General features: G+C 45.3%; 10 protein-coding genes and 1 tRNA gene. 6 read left to right on the top strand and 5 right to left on the bottom strand.

What is annotated here, in order from left to right; all coding sequences use genetic code 11:
- Window positions 1–5: 5 nt before the first annotated feature.
- Window positions 6–1946 carry an asparagine synthase-related protein gene (locus HWI92_RS22520; RefSeq protein WP_204659505.1) on the top strand — a complete coding sequence of 647 codons (1941 nt, stop codon included), beginning with the start codon at window positions 6–8 and terminating at the stop codon, window positions 1944–1946.
- Here the strand turns inward: HWI92_RS22520 and porU2 (HWI92_RS22515) are convergent.
- The gene (gene porU2, locus HWI92_RS22515; RefSeq protein ID WP_204659503.1) at window positions 1943–5278 is read right to left on the bottom strand and encodes a putative type IX secretion system sortase PorU2; all 3336 of its coding nucleotides are present in this window, start codon (window positions 5276–5278) and stop codon (window positions 1943–1945) included. The genes HWI92_RS22520 and porU2 (HWI92_RS22515) overlap by 4 nt on opposite strands.
- 58 nt (window positions 5279–5336) lie before the next feature.
- Entirely contained in the window at window positions 5337–8297 is a 2961-nt protein-coding gene (gene porU2 / locus HWI92_RS22510) for a putative type IX secretion system sortase PorU2 (RefSeq protein ID WP_204659501.1), read from the bottom strand.
- A 315-nt stretch (window positions 8298–8612) separates the two neighbouring features.
- On the opposite strand from porU2 (HWI92_RS22510), the gene HWI92_RS22505 reads away from it, so the two are divergent.
- The 3 genes from HWI92_RS22505 (at window position 8613) to HWI92_RS22495 (ending at window position 14077) form a co-directional block, all read left to right on the top strand.
- Complete coding sequence (locus HWI92_RS22505; RefSeq protein ID WP_204659499.1) at window positions 8613–9191, top strand: RNA-binding protein; 579 nt, start codon at window positions 8613–8615, stop codon at window positions 9189–9191.
- Between the two features lie 262 nt (window positions 9192–9453).
- Window positions 9454–10980, top strand: coding sequence for a malate:quinone oxidoreductase (locus HWI92_RS22500; protein WP_204659497.1), 1527 nt, complete (start codon window positions 9454–9456; stop codon window positions 10978–10980).
- Window positions 10981–11140: 160 nt separating this feature from the next.
- Window positions 11141–14077: a DEAD/DEAH box helicase gene (locus HWI92_RS22495; protein WP_204659494.1), complete on the top strand. Its 2937-nt coding sequence runs from the start codon at window positions 11141–11143 to the stop codon at window positions 14075–14077.
- Window positions 14078–14149: 72 nt separating this feature from the next.
- Here the strand turns inward: HWI92_RS22495 and HWI92_RS22490 are convergent, their stop codons facing one another.
- The 3 genes from HWI92_RS22490 to HWI92_RS22480 form a co-directional block, all read right to left on the bottom strand.
- A complete protein-coding gene (locus HWI92_RS22490; RefSeq protein WP_204659492.1) occupies window positions 14150–15445 on the bottom strand; it encodes an adenylosuccinate synthase in 1296 nt (431 codons plus the stop codon).
- 68 nt (window positions 15446–15513) lie between these two features.
- A complete protein-coding gene (locus tag HWI92_RS22485) occupies window positions 15514–16017 on the bottom strand; it encodes a Fur family transcriptional regulator (RefSeq protein WP_204659490.1) in 504 nt (167 codons plus the stop codon).
- Window positions 16018–16141: 124 nt separating this feature from the next.
- Complete coding sequence (locus HWI92_RS22480) at window positions 16142–18442, bottom strand: RelA/SpoT family protein (protein WP_204659488.1); 2301 nt, start codon at window positions 18440–18442, stop codon at window positions 16142–16144.
- Window positions 18443–18610: 168 nt separating this feature from the next.
- On the opposite strand from HWI92_RS22480, the gene HWI92_RS22475 reads away from it, so the two are divergent.
- Window positions 18611–18692: transfer RNA gene (locus tag HWI92_RS22475), tRNA-Leu, on the top strand.
- 150 nt (window positions 18693–18842) lie between these two features.
- The gene (gene tig / locus HWI92_RS22470) at window positions 18843–20192 is read left to right on the top strand and encodes a trigger factor (protein WP_204659486.1); all 1350 of its coding nucleotides are present in this window, start codon (window positions 18843–18845) and stop codon (window positions 20190–20192) included.
- Window positions 20193–20223: the final 31 nt, after the last annotated feature.

Below are 20223 nucleotides of genomic sequence, written 5' to 3'. Positions count from 1 at the left end.
CATCGTTGGTTAACGTAGAAGGTGTAATTGGATTTAAACCACTTCGTTCTTTTTGGAATACCAATGAAGTAAATGATAATACTATCTGCTGGGAAAATGGATTTGTAAAAGTTCAAGGTTCTTTCAGAAGGAAGGCAAAATCTCAGTTCTACATCGGAATTGAAGTTCAAAAGAATATAGTCCGATTTTTAGGTGATTTAAAACCTGAAAGTCGGACTTCTTTTTTTACACATGATGAGTTTATATCTGATGAAGATAATTCCGGCAGATTGAAGGTTTGGTACTCCGAGCCTGAACAAAGATTAACTATCTCACGGGATTTATTTGGGGCGATCCCCTGCTTTTTCATTCATGAACCAGGCCAGTTTGTAGCTTTTTCCAGCAGTATTACTTCACTTATATCAATGCCTCTTGTCAGCAAAAGGCATCTTTCAATTGATATAAGACGTTTGGCCTCGTTTGTTACATTTCGTGCAGACCACCATACGGATTACAGTGAAAATACTTTCTTTGATCATATTAAGGCTGTTCTGCCCGGTCACGTTCTGGATCTGTCTACTGAACAATCTGACCAAAAACCAAATACAAAGCTCGTTATTTCAGATTGGGTTGGTGACGTTTCGCAAGATGATTATGGAAGTGCTTTTAGCCATTTACTAAGCGCATCTGTCAGTCGTCACATAGATGAAGATGCACTTTTAGGTGCTCACCTCAGTGGCGGTTTGGACTCGTCGTCCGTTGCCAGCTTAGTTAAGAAAATTCATCCTCAGCGGCCTCTGCACACACTTTACTACAGTACTCGCTACTATTCTGACGATGATCATCTGTATGCGAAAACCGTAGCCGACTCGATCGGATCCATCCATCATGAAGTTCAGCAGGAAAATAATGAATTAGCTCTTATCCAGAAATATACGATTGCATGTGGTCAACCGCAGATGGGAATTGTACCTCCAACATCTCAGGGCGCCTTAATGCAGCTCGCCAGTAAACTCGGGTGCAACGTACTTCTCAACGGCAGTGGTGGCGATTCTATCGTAGGAAGCGGACTTGAGTCTGTTGATAAAGCCTTTAAGGAAAAAAATTGGCCGCTGCTGAAAGAACTTCTAAGAAAACGGGTGTCGGCATTCTCGTATGCAGATCATTATAGTGGATGGGAGCAAATGTCTGTTGCGGCAAAAGAGTCTATTGTTCAACAAAACTTTCTTTATAATCGCCTCTCCTCAGCAAGCCACTCCATAGACTTGGTAAAACTTTATCATTTATATCGGGAATTGTCCGGGAATTTTAATATTTCGTTGGGTTATATGTTTCAACGATCAGCATCGGGGATGTTGAAGAAGTTTCAAAAGAGATCAATTCTGCCAGCTTCTCTTCTTAAAGATGACTTCAGAGCTTTACTGAATCAGCCAGTTGAACACAAACGCAGTTTCGTCGCGAGTCTGAGAGGTGATTTGCCTGACGAGTATCATCAGGATATCGAAAATATCTTCAACCAGCATACTATTCTGCTGAATGAAGAAAAATTTGCACTAGGTAATTATTACGGACTTAGAAATGCATCTCCCTTTTTTGACAAAGCATTATTCGAGTTGTGCCTTGCCATACCAGCAGAAATTAAGTTTGGTGATGGTCGAGGAAGAGGCCATTTCCGGAATGCCATGAAAAATACGCTACCGGAAAGTGTTCGTAACCGAAGCCAAAAGGCTACGATTGGTACATATGGCAGAGATGCTACACTGAGGCTTTATGATCAGGCTTATGATTTCCTGCATGATAATTCGGAAATATGGACTTACATAGATCCAAAGGCATTTGAGGAAACATTCCGGTTTTTGAAACGTGATGGGCTAGCCATGCACGAGTATAATCGCAGTATGTTTCACATTACACGCATCGTGTCACTCGCCTGCTGGTTAAGCTGGCTGCATACGGCAAAAAGTTAGCGGATCAGTTGTATTCTCCCTGCAAGCTTTTCCCGGGTATTATCATTTGTTTTTAAAACAATTTGATAGATGTAAGTGCCTGCCGCATTTTGTGGTTGCCAGTACCATTCTGTTATACCCGAAGCTGATACGTTTACTGATTTACTGGTTTGAACTACGCCGCGTAAATCAAAAACGGTATATTCAAGTGTGGTAACACGACTGACATCATACCCATCAAGCCTGAACTTAACATAACTTGAAGCCGGGTTGGGGCTTGCTACTATTTTGGCTGTTACTGCTGTACTATCACCTATCCGAAACTTGATCCTGTAATTATCTGCGGCAGTATTGCCTGATTTGTCCTGCGCGATTACCAGCAATTCATATTCACCATTTGCAGCAAGATCTGAATTATATTTTACGGTTACTGCCCGGTCGGAACTTTGTTGTATAGTAAGTTTAGGGTCCGCAAAACTGATTTTTACAAAATCACAAGTGCCATCTCCGCATGGTTTTACAAACACGTCAAGCAGCGATGTGTCAGCAGACATGAGGCGATCATCTGTAAGGAGAAAAGTGATTTCTGGTGACGGCTTTACAGCCTCATCGTTTTCGATTTGCCTTCCATTAAACCTGACATTCAATACTGGTGGAACAACGTCCTTTACCTGCTCTGTCGGATAAATTCTTTGAGCGGCTGCCACATTCCAGTCGACAATAAGCTCTGTGACATTGTTACTTATATTTGATTCGGATAATGTAGCAGCAGGGTCAATTTTTGCTACGATGCTTTCGAGATTCTGCTTGTTTGGTACTGTGATGAACACAGTGTCCTGGTAAGAAATGGCATTAATAAGCTGAGAAACTACCTTTTCAGAACCATCCTGATAATGGTATCTCACTTCAAGTGGAATTTTTTGATCCGCATTATACCTGCCCTTGTTGCTGATGATGAGTCCAGTGCGAAGGTTAGCCGAATTACCAATGGTCTTACCAGCTTCTCCATAAAGCATGATCCCAGTGTTCGGATCCATGGCATAGTCAGGTTTAGCAACGTAGATCATATGCAATGCAGGATCCCCCTGAAGCAATGCCTGGTGAGCGTTTGTAACATCAAAGTAATTGGCACCGGCACCTAATACCCGTCGTGTGACTTCTGCCTGGATCTTGCCAATAGACAATGCAGCCAGGCTGTCTTCGGTAAACAGAGCAGTATAAAGCTGCGTCAGGTACCTGCTTGTAGAGGACACATAAGTGTCAAAAGTGTTGGCAATAATCGCTACTGAACCTTTATCCGGCGCTAAAATCCAGTCCAGAGAAAGAGCAATGCGGTCACCCGAAGATGGATTTGTATTAAATCTGCCACTGAAAATATTTCCTACGCCGCACCCATTGAAGTACATCAGCGGATATTTACCCGCATTGTTATACCCTTTGGCCGCGTCAGTGATATAACCGAAATCAAGATCTGTCGAGGTTGTTGAGCCGTGCCCGAAATAGGTGAGCAATCCGATACCTGCATTGACCTCGGGGGTAATATTTACTTTTTCAACTTCTGCAATTCCTTGTTGTTTAACAAAAGAGGTAACCTTGCCACCAATAGCGCCATTTTCAACTTTAGGTACAAGGTTTGCAAGAATGTTTTTTAGCTGATTGATCTCATCGGAACTTTTACCACCATTGAGATGCAGTACCTTCTTTTGCCATCCAAATTCATTACTTACGTTGGACTCATAGTCGATTACCTTGGCAAGATAATCGGCTACATGCTGGTTATTTAAAGCCGACAACCGGCCAAGAGGAAGTGCAGGAACATCCTGGGGAGCACCTGCCAGACCTTCTACCAAAAGCAGATCAGAACCCGGAAATCCAATGGATGGTACTTCGTTTGGAAGTTCGCGGATCATACGTTCATTAAAAGTGATTGACTTGCCAAGCAGAAACAGATATTTATCCCTGTTTTTATCCGATAACATGTAATCTACAAAGCGTCTCACGCCTACCGGACTTGGCTCTCCATAGTTGAATTCGTTATAAACGTCATGAATTTTCATGACCAATACCTTGTATCCCCCTCCCGGCTTACTGGAACGGTATGCCGCATATTGTTTTGCTCCGGCATCCAGATTCTCAGTGGTAAGGATGATATAGTTGTATGCTTTCGGATCAAGTGCAGTAAAATCCATCATACTGATTTTGGAAGCTGCTACTGTTGCTGTTTCGGATGTTCCCAACAGTGTAAGTGCCTTACCTAATGTGCGTGGAACCATCAGATTGCTGCTGCTTCCCCTGATAATTTTTGGCAGGTGATTGTCAGTAATATCATAGAATGTAATGTCCGAAGGAGCATTTGAAATACTAAGTCGGGAGGTGGCCGCATTGGCCGCTTCTAAATTGAACTGGTAGGTTTTCGCATTTGTCATATTCAGCTCCTGCGGGTAGGAAACAGTGTAATATGCGAGTGAAAACCTGTTGCGAGTCTGCGTATCAGAGCTGGTCGACCTGAATGCCAGGATTCCCTTTCCATTTGCATCCGTATCTGCGGGTTCCAGAGAAAAGGTATGTAGCGCAGCAACAAACCCAATACTTGGAATATCAGTGATTTTTCTGAGTGATTCGGTATTCTTACCTACGTATACGCTGATGGTCTTTGCACTGTTACTTCGTCCATGCAACATAAATTTCACCACGGGCTTTTCATCTATCGCCAATGAGCGGTTTTTAAGCTCAATCGGATAAGTGGAAAGTGAATCTCCCACTGATGTCACACCTGTTTTGCTAGCCCCTTTTTCAAAATAGCTATTGAAAAAATCGGCCCTGATACTGATCAATGTACTTAATGAGTATTCCTGCGAGAATGCCTTTACATCTGTTTGTTTATGGAAAACCGTTGGAGTAATTCCGGAATTAGCCGGTTCGTTTACAACTTGGGCGCGTAATCCCTTTTCTTTTCCAACGGTGAGAAAATACGCACTTTCATCGGAGTAAATACTTGTGTATGGATTTAACCTGGAACTCATGGGCCTGTAAAGCAAAGAGTCAGTAGCTCCGTCATTTGGAACCGCATAGAACACGATCTCATTATTGGAAGTACTAAGAATTGCCACCTGCCTGCCACGATGCCACAGCTGTAAATTGTCAGGCGTTGAAGTCGGAAATGTTGCAGGAAGAGACGCGAAGGCTACTTTCTGAACACCCTTTTTTGTAATGCCAATCCTGACGTAGGGCTGATCATATTTTATCCAGCTGTTGGAATAAGGTGCTCCCCATTGGCCAAATGCGGGTGAGAATGCCTGACCTAGAAGTGTCAGCAGGATTAAAGCAAAGATTTTGCGGATAAATAGGCTCATATATATAAAAGTAAGGCATGGACTGTGTGTTGCCCATGCCTTAATAAAACGTATAAGATTAGAGTTTTACTATTTTTCTGGTATAAACATCTCCATTCAAAGTAGTAATCTTAATAATATAGTCACCAGCCTGCAAACCTGACAAGTTGATTTTGCTTCCTGTTTGCTGCTTTTTAATCATCCGTCCATTGATGTCAAACAGGTTCCAGCTTTTTATACTCACAGGTGCATCAAGCTTAATTTCTGCAATGTCAGCAGATGGATTAGGAGATACGACCAGGCGATCAAAGTTATCTCTTGACACGGAAGCGAGTTTAGAGTAAATATTCTGATCCTGAACTTTAACTCCATTTTCAATGGTTTCGACATCTACCTGCGTCAACCGGTAATAGCTGGTACCTGCCAGCGGATGCGTGTCTATGAAGTTGTAAGTAGCCTCACTTTCTGAGTCACCTTTACCCTCTACACGCCCGATAGCCTCAAAGTTGCGTGCATTATAACTTTTTTCCACAATGAAATGGCTGTTGTTACGCTCAGATGCTGTTTTCCAGGTAAGCGTAACCTGCGATGGCGAAGTAACTTTCGCATCAAAAGAAATGAAATTGACAGGCAGCGCACTTTCAGTCAGCAATACTTTCAAGGCAGGATCACCTTGAAGAAGTACCTGGTGAATATTGGCTCGATCGGCATCATAGTAACCGGCAACACGTGAATTCTGATCTGCATTGTAGGTGTAACCCTTTGCCGCTTTTGTCTGAGCAGCTACATTTTGCAGAATCTGACCGATCGATAAGCGTTTATCATCCGAAGTAAAAAGCAAAGGATATAATCTGTCGAGATATTCATTGGAAGTACTTGCATAAGCATCCCAGTCATTTCCAAAAACTACAATAGCACCCTTGGCCGGAGCAAGAAGCCAGTCGAGTGACATAGGGCGGGATGTAGCTGCATTCACGGTTGGATCAAACAAATTACTGAACACATTGCCGACACCACATCCATTATAAAACAAGACTGGGTATTTGTTAGTGTTATTATATCCTTTCGCAGGGTCAGTTGCATAACCAGCATTTAAGTCAGTCCGATAAGTTGAACCATGTCCAAAGTAACTGACCATTCCCAAACCTTTGATTGTTGCACCCGTACCATTGAGTTCCGGAGCGATTGTAATCTGTTCCTGAACGTCCTCAGCAATTGTCTTGATCTTTTGTATAACCGTACCTGAAAAAGGCGCGCCAGTTACATTTCCACCTATAGTTGCCAGATAACCTGAGAATTGATTAATCTCAGACTGGTCTTTACCTCCGCTCATGTGCATCACGTTTTTACGCCATGACAAGTCTTTTTGACTCTCATAAGTGGAAATTTTGGCAAGGTAGTCGAGCACCTGCTGATTAGCCGTAGCGGATATCCTTCCGACAGGTATAGCAGGCACATCTTCCGGAGTTCCCTGCAACCCGTCTGTCAGCAGTACGTCTGAACCCGGAAAACCGACAGTAGGAACTTCATCTGGCAGCTCCTTGGTAACACGGTCAGGACGCGTAACAGATTTACCTAAAATAAGCAGGTACTTATCCTTATTCCCATCAGAAATCATATAGTCAACCATGTGCCTGATTGCTACGGGGCTGGGTTCACCATAGTTAAAAACGTTATATACATCTTTGATCTTCATTACGGCAGGCTTAAACTTCCGTCCGGGCGTAGTAGTTTGCCTGTAAGTTGCAAATGCAGCAGCAGACGATTCAAGTGTCTGATTTGTAACGATCAGGTAGTCCGTATTTGCAGGATTGTATTGAGGAAATGTGATCGTCGAAATCTTGGCAGGCAATACCTCTACTTGCTGGTTTGTTGCCAGCAGTTTCAAAGCTGATCCATTACGCGTAACCATCAGATCAGCTGCATTACCTGAAATTATCCTGGGCTGATTTACATTTGAAATATCGTAAAACTTGGTATTTGCAGCCGGATTTGCAATGGTCATCCTTGATTTGGACCCTGAGGCCGCAGCAGGAAAATTGAATTCGTACGTGCCCAATCCCTGCATGTCAATTAACTGGTCGTAAGTAACTGTAAAATAGGTTACCGAAAAGTAGTTAAGATTAACTGTTGACTGAAAGCCCAGCGTTCCATTGCCAGTGGCATCATAGTCTTCCGGCAGCAAGTCAAATGAGAGCTCATACGGATTAAAATCCGACGTATAAACAGTTGATGCAAGACGTAAGGTATTGGCATTTTTCCCGGCAAACACATCAACTTTCGGATTACCATAACGGCCGCTCAACATAATTTTTACATTCGGCTGCGCATCTTCTGCCGGCACCTTTATCTGGTATGAAAAAGGCTCAGGAACGTAGCTGTTTGTATAATTTATTGACTTGGGATTGCTGGTATAGATAGTAGATAATGCATTGGAGATTGGAATGCGGCTTCCTGTACCAGTTTTACCCTCTTCAAAATAACTATTTAGCGTAGATGGCCTTAAAGAATATAGCGTCGTATGCGTAAACTCATTCTGATAGGTTTTCAATTCCGTCCTGACATGAGATGCCAGCGGAGTAATGCTACCATCAACAGGAGTATTTTCAACAGCTGCCCTTGCACCATTTGTGGTTCCTATGGTCAGGAAATATGCACTTTCGTTAGAGTATAAGCTGAAATACGGATTTTTCCTGGAAGTCGGCAACCGGTAAAGCTGTTGATCCGACGCACCGTCATTAGGTACTGCATAAAACAGGATCTCAGTGGCATCCGCTTTGATAATGCTTACCTGGACTCCCCGCCTCCATAGTTGAAGCTTCGTTTTATCGGCATTTTGAAATGCCGACGGCAATGAGCTGATTGGAATACGATGAATGCCGGTTGCATTAACTCCGATACGCACCCAACTTTGCCCATACTTGCCCGCCAGCCACTCGTTACCGTAAGAACCGCTCCATTGAGCGTTGACGTTGGCAGCCGTGAAAATGAATGCGAGTACAACAAGACTGAAAAATGATGTAAAGTTTTTTACTTTCATAAACCTGGTTATTATAGTGTATATTGACTTAATTATTGGATTAGTAACGAAAATAAATTTATTTATGATACACAAATAATTCTACCATTGTGTGCATTGCGCCGACTGGTTTTTAATGCAATGTCCAAAATGACAGTTGAAGATTGAGTAATGAGGTTGTACAAAAATGCATCAAATCATAGAATTGTAACATTAAAATTCCTGTCTGTTTATAAATATATGCTTTAAAATAGCCAGGGCACGATTTTTTGTGAGTTTTAGATCAGTATATTTGTCCGAAACAGTAATTGCTACAAACTCAAACAACACGTTAAGATGATTAAACAGCTAATTTTGATCGCATGGATAGGTCTGGCTGCCGTATCGCTGGGTTGCGATGGTGACAAAGGTGATGTAGGTCCAGCTGGACCCGCAGGACCCGCAGGTGCAGCCGGCGCAAAAGGAGATACCGGTGTAGCGGGAAAAGATGCATTAGGCGCTAAGGTGATTACAACTGACAGTGTACTTTCAGATGCAGGAGGATATTCATTCGGTGTAGCTGCATCACAAGATACAGCGTTCTTCAGCACATGCGGTGTGTTTGTTTACATCAAAAGTAATGGCTGGTGGTATAATATTCCCGGGAGTGTTGCTTTTGGAGATCAGTCATCGACATTTAACTTTAGACATGCGCTTCTCAACGGTCGGACATTTTTCGTAAAGATATTCCCGACAAGCTGGTCAGAGCAGACTGATGTTGCTCCCGAACGTAAATTTGAATCTATCAGGATTATCCTGGTTCCTACTACCCAATATGGCCGATTGAATTCAAGTGTTGATTTCAAAGACTATAATGCGGTTGTTAAAGCTTTGGGAGTTAAAGAGAAAGACTTTATCAAAGGTGTTAAGTATTAAGCATCTGAGAATATTATAATACACCAGATGCCACTCCCTCACCGGAGTGGCATTTTTTTTGTAGCATGTTTCGGCTTGGTACCGGATTCGTTGCAATGATCTACGTTTTAGTTGACCCTTGTTAAGAACTTGTAAGGCGAGTTAATTTTATTTTTGAAATTATACTATTTTCGAAACAAATTGTGTCAGACTCTTTGTTAAGCAATTGTTTATTGTACTTTTCCGAGCTTTACTAGCTCCATAACATACTACTTTTTCTCTGATGAATACCAAAAAGTCTTCAAAAACGACCTCCCCCGATGTAGTTTTGATCGGAGCCGGTATCATGAGTGCAACGCTGGGTGTGCTGCTGAAAAAACTCAATCCTGCTATTACCATTTCCATTTACGAGCGTCTCGACAGGGTTACCGCCGAGAGCTCTGATCCCTGGAACAATGCCGGCACAGGGCACTCTGCATTTTGCGAACTGAACTACACACCCGAGCTTCCCGATGGTTCTGTCGAAACCAAAAAGGCTGTTAAAATCGCCGAATCCTTCGAAGTCTCGAAAGAATTCTGGGCGTACCTCGTTGAAAATGGCGTGATCGACACACCTGAAAGCTTTATCAACAAAATCCCGCACATGAGTTTCGTGTGGGGTGAAGAAAATGTAAACTACCTGCGTAAAAGGCATGCTGCACTGACAAAACACCACCTTTTCAAAGGAATGGAGTACAGCGAGGACAAAAACGAAATTTCCAGCTGGGTGCCCATCGTGATGGAAGGCCGTGATGCGCAGGAGAAAGTAGCTGCGACGCGTATGGACCTTGGTACAGACGTTAACTTTGGTGCTTTAACCAAATTCATGTTCGACTATCTTGAAAAACAAAACGGTGTAGCGTTGTACCTCAATCACGAGGTAGATGATATTGACCAGCTGAAAACTGGTGAGTGGGGCATTGAAGTGAAAGACCGGGCGACCAGAAAGTCACAGAAAATCCGCACAAAGTTTGTATTCATCGGAGCAGGAGGCGGCTCTCTGCCTTTACTCGAAAAATCGGGCATTCCGGAAGGAAAAGGATTTGGCGGATTTCCGGTGAGCGGACAATGGCTGGTTTGCAACAAGCCCGAAATCATCGAACGCCATCAGGCAAAGGTGTATGGAAAAGCATCTGTGGGATCACCGCCTATGTCTGTACCCCACCTGGATACACGCATGATTAATGGACAGAAAGCCCTTTTGTTCGGACCATATGCAGGTTTTTCAACGAAGTTCCTGAAAAATGGTTCGTACATGGATCTCCCGCTTTCCATTAAGCTCAACAATATTCGCCCGATGCTGGCCGCCGGGATCCATAATATTCCATTGACCAAGTACCTGATCGACCAGGTACGTCAGTCTCCCGAAGACCGCCTGGATGCATTGAAGGATTACCTGCCCGATGCGAAGCTCGAAGACTGGACCCTTGAAACTGCCGGACAGCGTGTGCAGGTTATCAAAAAAGATAAGAAAGTAGGAGGTGTACTTGAATTCGGTACCGAAATGGTGACTGCGGCTGACGGCTCGCTGGCTGCATTGCTGGGAGCTTCCCCGGGTGCGTCTACATCCGTTTCCATTATGCTCGATCTGATCAACCGATGCTTCAGGGAAGCCAAGTCCAAAGAATGGCAGGAACAATTCAGAGAGATCATCCCATCTTACGGAAAATCGCTTGCAAAAGATGGAGAACTGGCTGCAAAAACCAGGGCACGCACCACCGAGGTACTGCAACTGAATGCATCCCAACTCGAAGAGGAAATCACAGCCTGATCCTGCATCAGACCAACCAGTATTCAAGTCTCCGGCATATCCCCGGAGACTTTTTTATTGCTCTTGTTTAGCCTATATTTGAAGTTTTCGTACCGGTGAAAAAGCAAAAGCTGCTGGTACTTTTGATCACAATCACACTCTACATCCCGGCCCCTGCGAAATGAAAGTATCTCCCTCAGAGCCTTTTAAGATCATTTATACCATCCTGAACCATGAGTACCTGGGCTATATCTTCGAGTCCTTTGTGGTTCAGCTGAATGGTCAGGGAGCATTCAGTTTTCAGGTGCAGAATATTTCCTCCAAAAACGTCAGGGAGTTCCGGGCCGGTCTGGATACTGCTGACTTTGAACTGGTAAAACTGATTGACGACATTCAGCAGGATACCGTGCTCCGGAAGTTTAATACCAAAAAATGGAGTGCTGTCGATTTCTTTCTGAAAGTATATGATTCTCAAAAAGGGGATAAGGCGATTCAGGAAGCCATTGCGGGGTACCTCGAAAATTGCAAGGCACGCATCCTGGAAAAACTCAGGGGAAAGCACCTTTTTATCATGGGCAGCGATGGAAATCCGCTATGGAAAGAGGTGATGCTGGAAGATGAGAAAGCAACAATCCGCTTTCATTTTATCCGGAATGCAGACAATACGCACTATTTTCCCACCATCCGGCATCGCTACCAAAAGCTTGATTTCCAATACAAAAATGCATTCCTGGTTTGCGAAGAGCCTGCATGGCTGCTCGTGGAAGGGCATTTGTATCAGTTCGAAGGCAATGTGGACGGCAAAAAGATCAAGCCTTTTTTGGCAAAAAAATATATAGCCATCCCCGGGCAGGTTGAGGAGCAGTATTATGGCAGGTTTGTGGCCCCGCTGATTGCCTCCTACGACGTGGTAGCGCGTGGTTTCGAGATACGCAATGTCTCATCGTCTCCCAAAACGGTCCTTACCATTTCGGAATATGCCGAAAAGCCCCCTCTCATCCTGGCCGGCGCTGACGATCATTCGGATGAGGGTGAGGATGAAGACGTTGATCTCTCCTTTGACCTTTCTTTTCAGTACGCCAATTTTTCGTTTCACTACGACAGCTTTGCACACCCCGCCAGCGTGCAGATGGAGAAGAAGGGAAATGACTATTTTTTTAATAAAATACAGCGCGACATAGAAACCGAGCGGCTGAATGTCACCCGGCTCAAAGACTGGGGGCTGAATATGCGGGACGGAACGATCCGCATGCCCAAGGCACATGCATTTGGCTGGCTGCAGAGCAATGCCAATACACTTGCGCAAAACGGGATTTTTGTCCGGCAAAACACTTCCGACAGCAAACGCTACTTCCTGGGATACTCGTCGCTGGATATTTCTATTCAGGAGGGCCGTGACTGGTTTGATATCAATGCCAAAGTTCGTTTCGGTGAATTTGAGATTCCTTTTATCCAGCTTAAAAACTATATTCTCGGTCGTAAAAAGGAGTTTTTGTTACCAAATGGAGAAATTGCCGTCATACCCGACTGGTGGTTTACCAAGTACTCTGAGTTCTTCTCATTTACCGAGCAATCCGGTGAAGCCGACCAGCTCCGGCTCAACATGCATCATCTTGCATTGGTACAGGAGCTTAAAGAAGAAAATCTTGCAACTGCCATTATCAGCAGAAAACTCGAAAACCTCCGTGATTTCAATCACATTGAACCCAGTAATCCTCCCCTAGGCTTCCAGGGAGCATTGCGGCCGTACCAGAAAGCCGGGTATGACTGGATGCAGTTTTTAAAGCATTATCGTTTTGGCGGGTGCCTTGCCGATGATATGGGATTGGGAAAAACCGTACAAACACTGGCCCTCCTCCAATCGCAGAAAGAGGCTGGTACATTGGAGCCTTCCCTGCTGATTATGCCTACTTCCCTGCTTTACAACTGGCAGCTTGAAGCAAAACGATTCACGCCTGAGTTGAAGCTGCTGATTTACACCGGAACCAACCGCGAAAAAGATACTGCGCTCTTCAACGATTATGATCTTATCCTGACATCTTACGGCATTGTACGCCTGGATATAGACCTTCTGAGAACTTATCGCTTCAACTATGTTATTCTGGACGAGTCGCAGGCGATCAAAAATCCGGCTTCCATCATTACGAAGGCTGTCAAAAACCTGAACTCCGCCTTCCGGCTGATCCTGACGGGTACGCCGGTGGAAAACAGCACCCTCGACCTCTGGTCGCAAATGTCATTTATCAATCCCGGGTTGCTGGGCAGCCAGTCATTTTTCCGGGACGAATTTCAGGTACCTATCGAGAAAAGAAATGATGAGGAAAAGACCAAAAAGCTGTACAACCTGATCAAACCCTTTATTCTCAGAAGATTAAAATCACAGGTAGCGACCGACCTTCCTGAAAAAGTGGAAAGTGTACAGTACTGTGACATGTCCGAGGAGCAGGAAAAGGCTTATGAGGAAGCCAAAGCTTATTACCGCAACATGATCCTTCAGAGCATTGATAGTGAAGGGATTTCCAAGTCGCAACTGGTTGTCCTGCAAGGTTTGACGCGCCTGCGCCAGCTTGCCAATCATCCTGTGATGGTGGACTCCGGGTATGCATTCGGCTCCGGCAAGTTCGAGGATGTGATCCATAAAATGCAGACTGCAATCGGTGAAAATCATAAAATTCTGATTTTCAGTCAGTACATCCGGCATCTGGATCTATTCAGGGCGTACCTGGATGAAAAAGGGATTTCTTACGCCTATCTTGATGGCTCCACGCGGGACCGGCAGGAGCAGGTGGAGCATTTTCAGCAAAATCCAAAAATCAAGCTTTTCCTCATTTCACTGAAAGCCGGTGGGCTGGGGCTCAACCTTACCGCTGCCGACTATGTGTTTATCCTTGATCCCTGGTGGAATCCGGCCATAGAAGCACAAGCGGTTGACCGGGCTCATCGCATTGGGCAGGACCGTACTGTGTTTACCTACAAGTTCATCACCAAAAACACGGTTGAAGAAAAAATCCTGGCTTTGCAGCACACCAAGAAGCAGCTTGCCAATGAGCTGATATCCAATGAAGAAGGTTTTATCAAGTCGCTGACACGTGACGATGTGCTGAACCTGCTGTCGTAGGTACGGCTGTAAAACAAAGTCACCCTGAGCGTATGTACGTTCAGGGTGACGAGCATCATTTTCGTTTTATAATTATGCCTCAGCAGCTGACGCCTCCCGGCTGATCAGTGCCTCACGGTCCGGCCCCGTAGAAATATAGGTAATCGGCAGGTTCAATTCTTCTTCCAGAAATTTCACGTAAGCAAGCAGTTGTTCAGGAATAGCATCAAAGTCATAAATGCCGTCGAGTGACGTTTTCCATCCTGAAAATTCTTTGTAAACCGGCTCTACGGTTTCGTCACAAAGGTCATAAGGAAGCTGGGTTGTCAAAGTGCCGTCAGCAAGGCGATAATGCGTACAAACCTTGATTGTATCAAAAATGGTAAGTACATCGACTTTCATCATAATAAGCTGCGTCACACCATTGATCATGATCGCATACTTCAATGCAGGCAGGTCGAGCCAACCGCAGCGGCGGGGCCGGCCAGTTGTGGCACCAAACTCACGACCTTCTTTGCGCATTTCCTCACCGGTAGCATCCAGCAGCTCAGTAGGGAATGGTCCGCTTCCAACCCGGGTGCAGTAAGCCTTGAATATCCCGAATACTTCACCGATCTGGCTGGGAGAAATCCCCAGTCCTGTGCAGGCACCGGCTGCCATGGTTGTAGAGCTGGTCACAAACGGATATGAACCGAAATCAACATCCAGCAGCGATCCCTGCGCACCTTCCGCCAATACCGATTTTCCGGCATCCAGCGATTCATTGATCAGGTATTCACTATTTGCCAGGGTAAACTGCTTCATGAATTCCACTGCTGCAAAAAACTTCTCCTCTGCCGGCGCAAGCAGCTCTGAATAGTCAAAAGCGTAGAAGTCAAGGATTACCTTATGCGCATCTACCAGCTTTTTGTATTTGTCGGCAAAACGTGGTGAAAGTATATCCCCTACCCTGAGGCCCAGACGTGCTATTTTGTCCTGGTAAGCCGGACCGATACCACGCAGGGTCGATCCGATTTTGGCTTCTCCTTTAGAACGCTCGTAAGCCGCATCCAGCAAAGAATGGGTAGGCACGATCAGTGAGGCTTTCTTGGAAATGAACAGGTTGGCAACAAGGTCCAGGTTATATGGGCCAAGATTGTCTATTTCTTTTTTAAAAACGATTGGGTCCAGCACAACGCCGTTTCCGATCACGTTCTGGATATCGCTTCTGAAAATCCCGGAGGGTATCTGGTGTAAAACGTGCTTGATACCGTCAAATTCCAGTGTATGCCCTGCATTGGGGCCTCCCTGGAACCGTCCTACAACCTGATAGCGGGGCGCAAGAACGTCCACGATTTTTCCTTTACCCTCGTCTCCCCATTGAAGACCAAGCAATACGTCAACTTTCATTAAAATTTTTGATTACTGAAAAAATGGTGAGTGCAGGACCAGATAATGCCGGCCTGCTTTTAATTGCATTATCTGTCTTCGTAAACGGCGGATGCTTCTTTGGGAGCTTCGTTGCGGTTCTGGCAGTTCTCTTTGTTACAGTTTCCGTAAAATATCAGGGAGTGATGCAGTACACTGAAATTCAGCATTTCACCAACCATATTCTGAATACTTTGTATACGCGGGTCGCAAAACTCCATCACCTTATGACAATCGGTACAGATAAGGTGGTCGTGCTGCTTGTTTCCGTACGACTTTTCAAACTGCGCCAGGTTTTTACCAAACTGATGCTTGGTCACCAGGTCGCAATCCACCAGCACGTCCAGCGTGTTGTACACCGTAGCACGGCTCACGCGGTAACGCTTGTTTTTCATGCTGATGTACAGTTCATCCACATCAAAATGGTCCTCCCTGGTGTAGATTTCTTCCAATATCGCAAACCTTTCGGGGGTTTTACGAAGTCCTTTATTTTCCAGATAAGCCGTTAAGATTTTCTTGGCGGCTTCAAAATTCGGCTTGCTAGCTTGTGGCATATCTCTGATAATCTTGCGCGAAAATACGCTTTTTTACTTAAAACCCGTTTTGAAAACTCTCTTATTACGGACATTGCCGTATGCCGTTTTCATAACATATCTGCACCACAAAGGTTCATAACTCTCAGCTGTCAGTCAGATTATTATCAAACCGCTGCACGTTGTAAACCCCCTCTACCTGTTCCAGTTTGGCAATCAGAATATCGAGGTGGCGGGTATCCTGCACATACAATTTTATATCTCCGTTGAACACGCCGTCTTTGGTATCTATGGTCAGGCCACGCATGTTGATGTGCAGCTCATTCGAGATAATTCTGGTCACATCATTCACCAGTCCTACCCGATCTGTTCCCGAAAGATACAACCCCGCCAAGAATGCTTCCTGCTTGTTGGACTCCCACTTGGCCTTGATAATGCGGTTGCCGTGCTTGGACATCAGCTCGGCTGCATTGGGGCAGGTAGTGCGGTGTATTTTTATTCCTTCATTGATCGTCACAAAGCCAAATACGTCATCGCCCGCAATCGGATTACAGCACTGGGCAAGCTTGTAATCGATTTTGTCCATATCATCGCCGATCAGCAGGGTATCACTATCCGCCCGGTCGCCGTGAATGTGTTTCAGGAACTTGGTAAATGCTTTTCCGTCGCCATCCGAGGCCGGATTGACCGTATTTGAATTATTGTTGCCTGAACTTTCGGCAAGCTTCCTTTCTTTGATCTCCTTGTCCCTCTTGAACCTTTTCAGCTCATCCAGCTGAATATAGCCCTTCCCGATCCGGTAAAAGAAATCAGTCTGCGTTTTACACTCAAAAAACGCGCGCAGCTGGTTGGCCACTTCTGAGGTCAGATCAATTCCGAGGGTTTTGAGCTTTTTCTCGGTCATCTGCCGGCCGTCCGTCTCGTACCGCCGGTTTTCCTCTTTTAGAAAATCCTTGATCCGACCGCGGGCCTTGGAAGTTACTACAATCCTGAGCCAGTCCTCATTAGGCTTTTGCTTCCCGGAAGTAATGATTTCGATCTGGTCGCCATTATTGAGCACATAGCTGATGGGTACCAGTGCGCCGCCTACCTTGGCAGCCATGCAGTGCGCACCGACTTCCGAGTGTATGTCAAATGCAAAATCCAGTGCCGTAGCGCCGCTTTGCAGCACTTTCAATTCTCCTTTAGGGGTAAAAACAAAAACCTCCTCATTGAAGAGATTACTCCTGAACTCGTCCAGAAACTCGATTGCGGCGGTTTTATCCCCGAATCCATTTTCAAGCGTTTCCCGCACCTGGGTGATCCACTGCTCAATGTTACCCCGCACTTTGGTATCGTTGCCTTTGTACTTCCAGTGCGCAGCATAGCCTTTCTCGGCAATTTCATCCATGCGGCTCGTACGGATCTGCACTTCTACCCATTGTCCGCTTTTGCTCATCACCGTGGAATGCAGCGACTGGTATCCGTTAGCCCGGGGTGTACTCAGGAAGTCTTTAAGGCGGTCGGGATTGGGTTTGTAATGGTCGGTAACAATAGAATAGGCCTGCCAGCAGATCGCCTTCTCACGATCACTTTCGGGAGGTGATTCCAGTACAATACGGATTGCAAAAAGATCATAAATCTCTTCAAAAGGCTTGTTTTGCTTCCGCATCTTGTTCCAGATCGAGTAAATCGATTTAGGCCTTCCTTTGAGAATAAAATTAAGCCCCGCAGCTTCCAGATCCTGTGCAATCGGCTCCATGAACTTGGCAATGAACCGGTCGCGGATGTTCTTGGTCTCGCGTAGCTTGCGGGCTACCGCACGGTATTCCTGCGGCTCGGTATATTTGAGATAAAGCTCTTCCAGCTCGGACTTGATGCTGTACAAGCCAAGCCGGTGTGCCAGCGGAGCATAGATAAATATTGTTTCCGACGCGATTTTCAACTGCTTGTCGCGTGGCATACTGTCTAGCGTACGCATATTATGCAGACGGTCGGCGAGCTTTACAAGAATCACCCGTACATCGTCTGATAATGTCAGCAGCATTTTCCGGAAATTCTCGGCCTGCTGTGAGGTACCATATTCAAAGCGCCCCGAGATCTTGGTCAGCCCGTCGATGATCTTGGCTACTTTTTTACCAAAAAGCCGCTCAATATCCTCGATACGCATGTCCGTATCTTCGACCACATCGTGCAGCAGGGCCGACACAATGCCGGTGGTACCAAGCCCGATTTCCTCAACCACGATCTGGGCTACGGCAAGCGGATGGTAAATGTAAGGTTCGCCCGAACGCCGCCGCATGTCCTTGTGGGCATCTACGGAGGTGTAAAAAGCTTTCTTGATTAATTTGGCGTCATTATCCTTCAAATAGGGCTTCGCAGTTCGCAAAAGCCTGCGGTACTTTTTGAGAATGTCCTTCCGCTCCTGTTCGAGATCAATGTTGAGAGATTCAACGAGTTGCTCCACTGCTATAATTTAATTAGTACGCTTCACTAAAATAGTAAATTCCAGCCACAATGTTAAACAGCAGATTTCCAAATGATAAATTTTTGGGAAAAGTTTGCTTGCATTTAAAATTTAACAATACCTTTGCACTCCCAATTCGACGGCTTGCGCCGGAATGTATTGGCGAATGCGGGCGTGGCGGAACTGGTAGACGTGCTAGACTTAGGATCTAGTGCCGCAAGGCGTGGGGGTTCGATTCCCTCCGCCCGTACAGATTAACAGGGGAATGACGGGGCGTCCAATTCCTTTTTTCAGAAGCTGCTCCGTAGTGACCCGTCAAATGCCCTCAGGACCTGGTTTTGAGGGCATTTTTGTTTTTCGTTCATATTCTGTTAGGTATTACCATAAGCATAAGCGACACATGGAAGTTTTGTTAGAAAAAAGTTCGCCTACATTAGCCTCTCTGAAAGTTACACTGACGAAGGAAGACTATCAGCCTAAGGTTGATAAAACCATCAAGGATTATTCCAAGCGTGTAAACCTGAAAGGATTCCGCCCTGGCAAGGTACCATCCCATGTGATCCAGCGCATGTATGGTAAGAGCATCCTGGTAGATGAAGTCAACAGCCTGCTCAGCAATGCTGTAACGAATTACATCCGTGAAAACAAATTGCAGGTTGTAGGTGACCCGGTTCCTGATCGCGACAAAGCATCGGAAGTGAACTGGGACAGCCCTAATGCACTTGAATTCAGCTATAACCTTGGTGTAGCTACTGATTTCGACGTGAATCTGGGTGAATTACCCGCTGTAAAAAGATATGGTATTGATGTGGACGATGCCGAGCTTTCCAAAACTGTAGACAGCCTGCGCGAACGTTTTGCACAAACACTGCATCCTGAAACCAGCGAGGCAGGTGATATCCTTTACGGAACGCTGGCACAAGCATCGTCAGAATTCTCAACCAGCACTGCGGTACCTACCAAGCAGATTAAAGAGGAAACATTAAGCAAGTTTGTAGGTGCAAAAAAAGGGGATGTGATCATTTTTGACATCCGCGATACTTTTACGGATGAGTCTGCAATTGCACATGTTACCGGGAAGAAAAAAGAAGATGCAGCCGAACTATCCGGCGAATTCACGCTGACCGTTGAAGATGTAAACCGTTCGGCTCCTTCCGAGCTGAACCAGGAGTTTTTTGATAAAGTACTCGGACCAGGTCAGGCCGAGGGGGAAGAACAGTTCAGCGAGAAAGTGCTGGAAATCATCAAAGGCAACTACGAGCGTGAAACAGAAGCATTGCTGCGCCGCGATATTGAAAATTCATTGCTGGAAAATATTTCCATTGAGCTGCCTGAGGAATTTCTGAAAGAATGGCTGGAACGTACCAATGAAGGCAAGTTCACCCGCGAGCAGATTGAAGAGCAGTTTGAAGATTTTAAAAAATCCTTGAAACTGAGCCTTATTAAAAATAAAATTGCAGACCGCGACGGTGTGAAAGTGGAATATCCTGAATTGCTGGATTTCACACGTGAAATGGTAAAAGGCCAGTTCGGTATCTATGGTGATGACGAAAATATGCGTGAAACCATCGACCGCGTAGCGCAGGGCTACCTTGCCGACAAGGAGCGCGACAACTATACCAGCGTTTTCAACCAGATGTTTGATAACAAGGTATTGGATCTGATCCGCAACCAGGTTACTACCGACGAGCAGACGATCTCCGTAAGTGAGTTTGAAAAACTTGCAAAAGGCGAAACTGTCGAAGCCTGATCCAAATAGCTTTAAACTAAAAAATCCCGCT

The sequence above is a fragment of the Dyadobacter sandarakinus genome (genome assembly GCF_016894445.1).
Taxonomy (GTDB): domain Bacteria; phylum Bacteroidota; class Bacteroidia; order Cytophagales; family Spirosomataceae; genus Dyadobacter; species Dyadobacter sandarakinus.
This window is presented reverse-complemented; position numbering and strand designations above follow the sequence as displayed.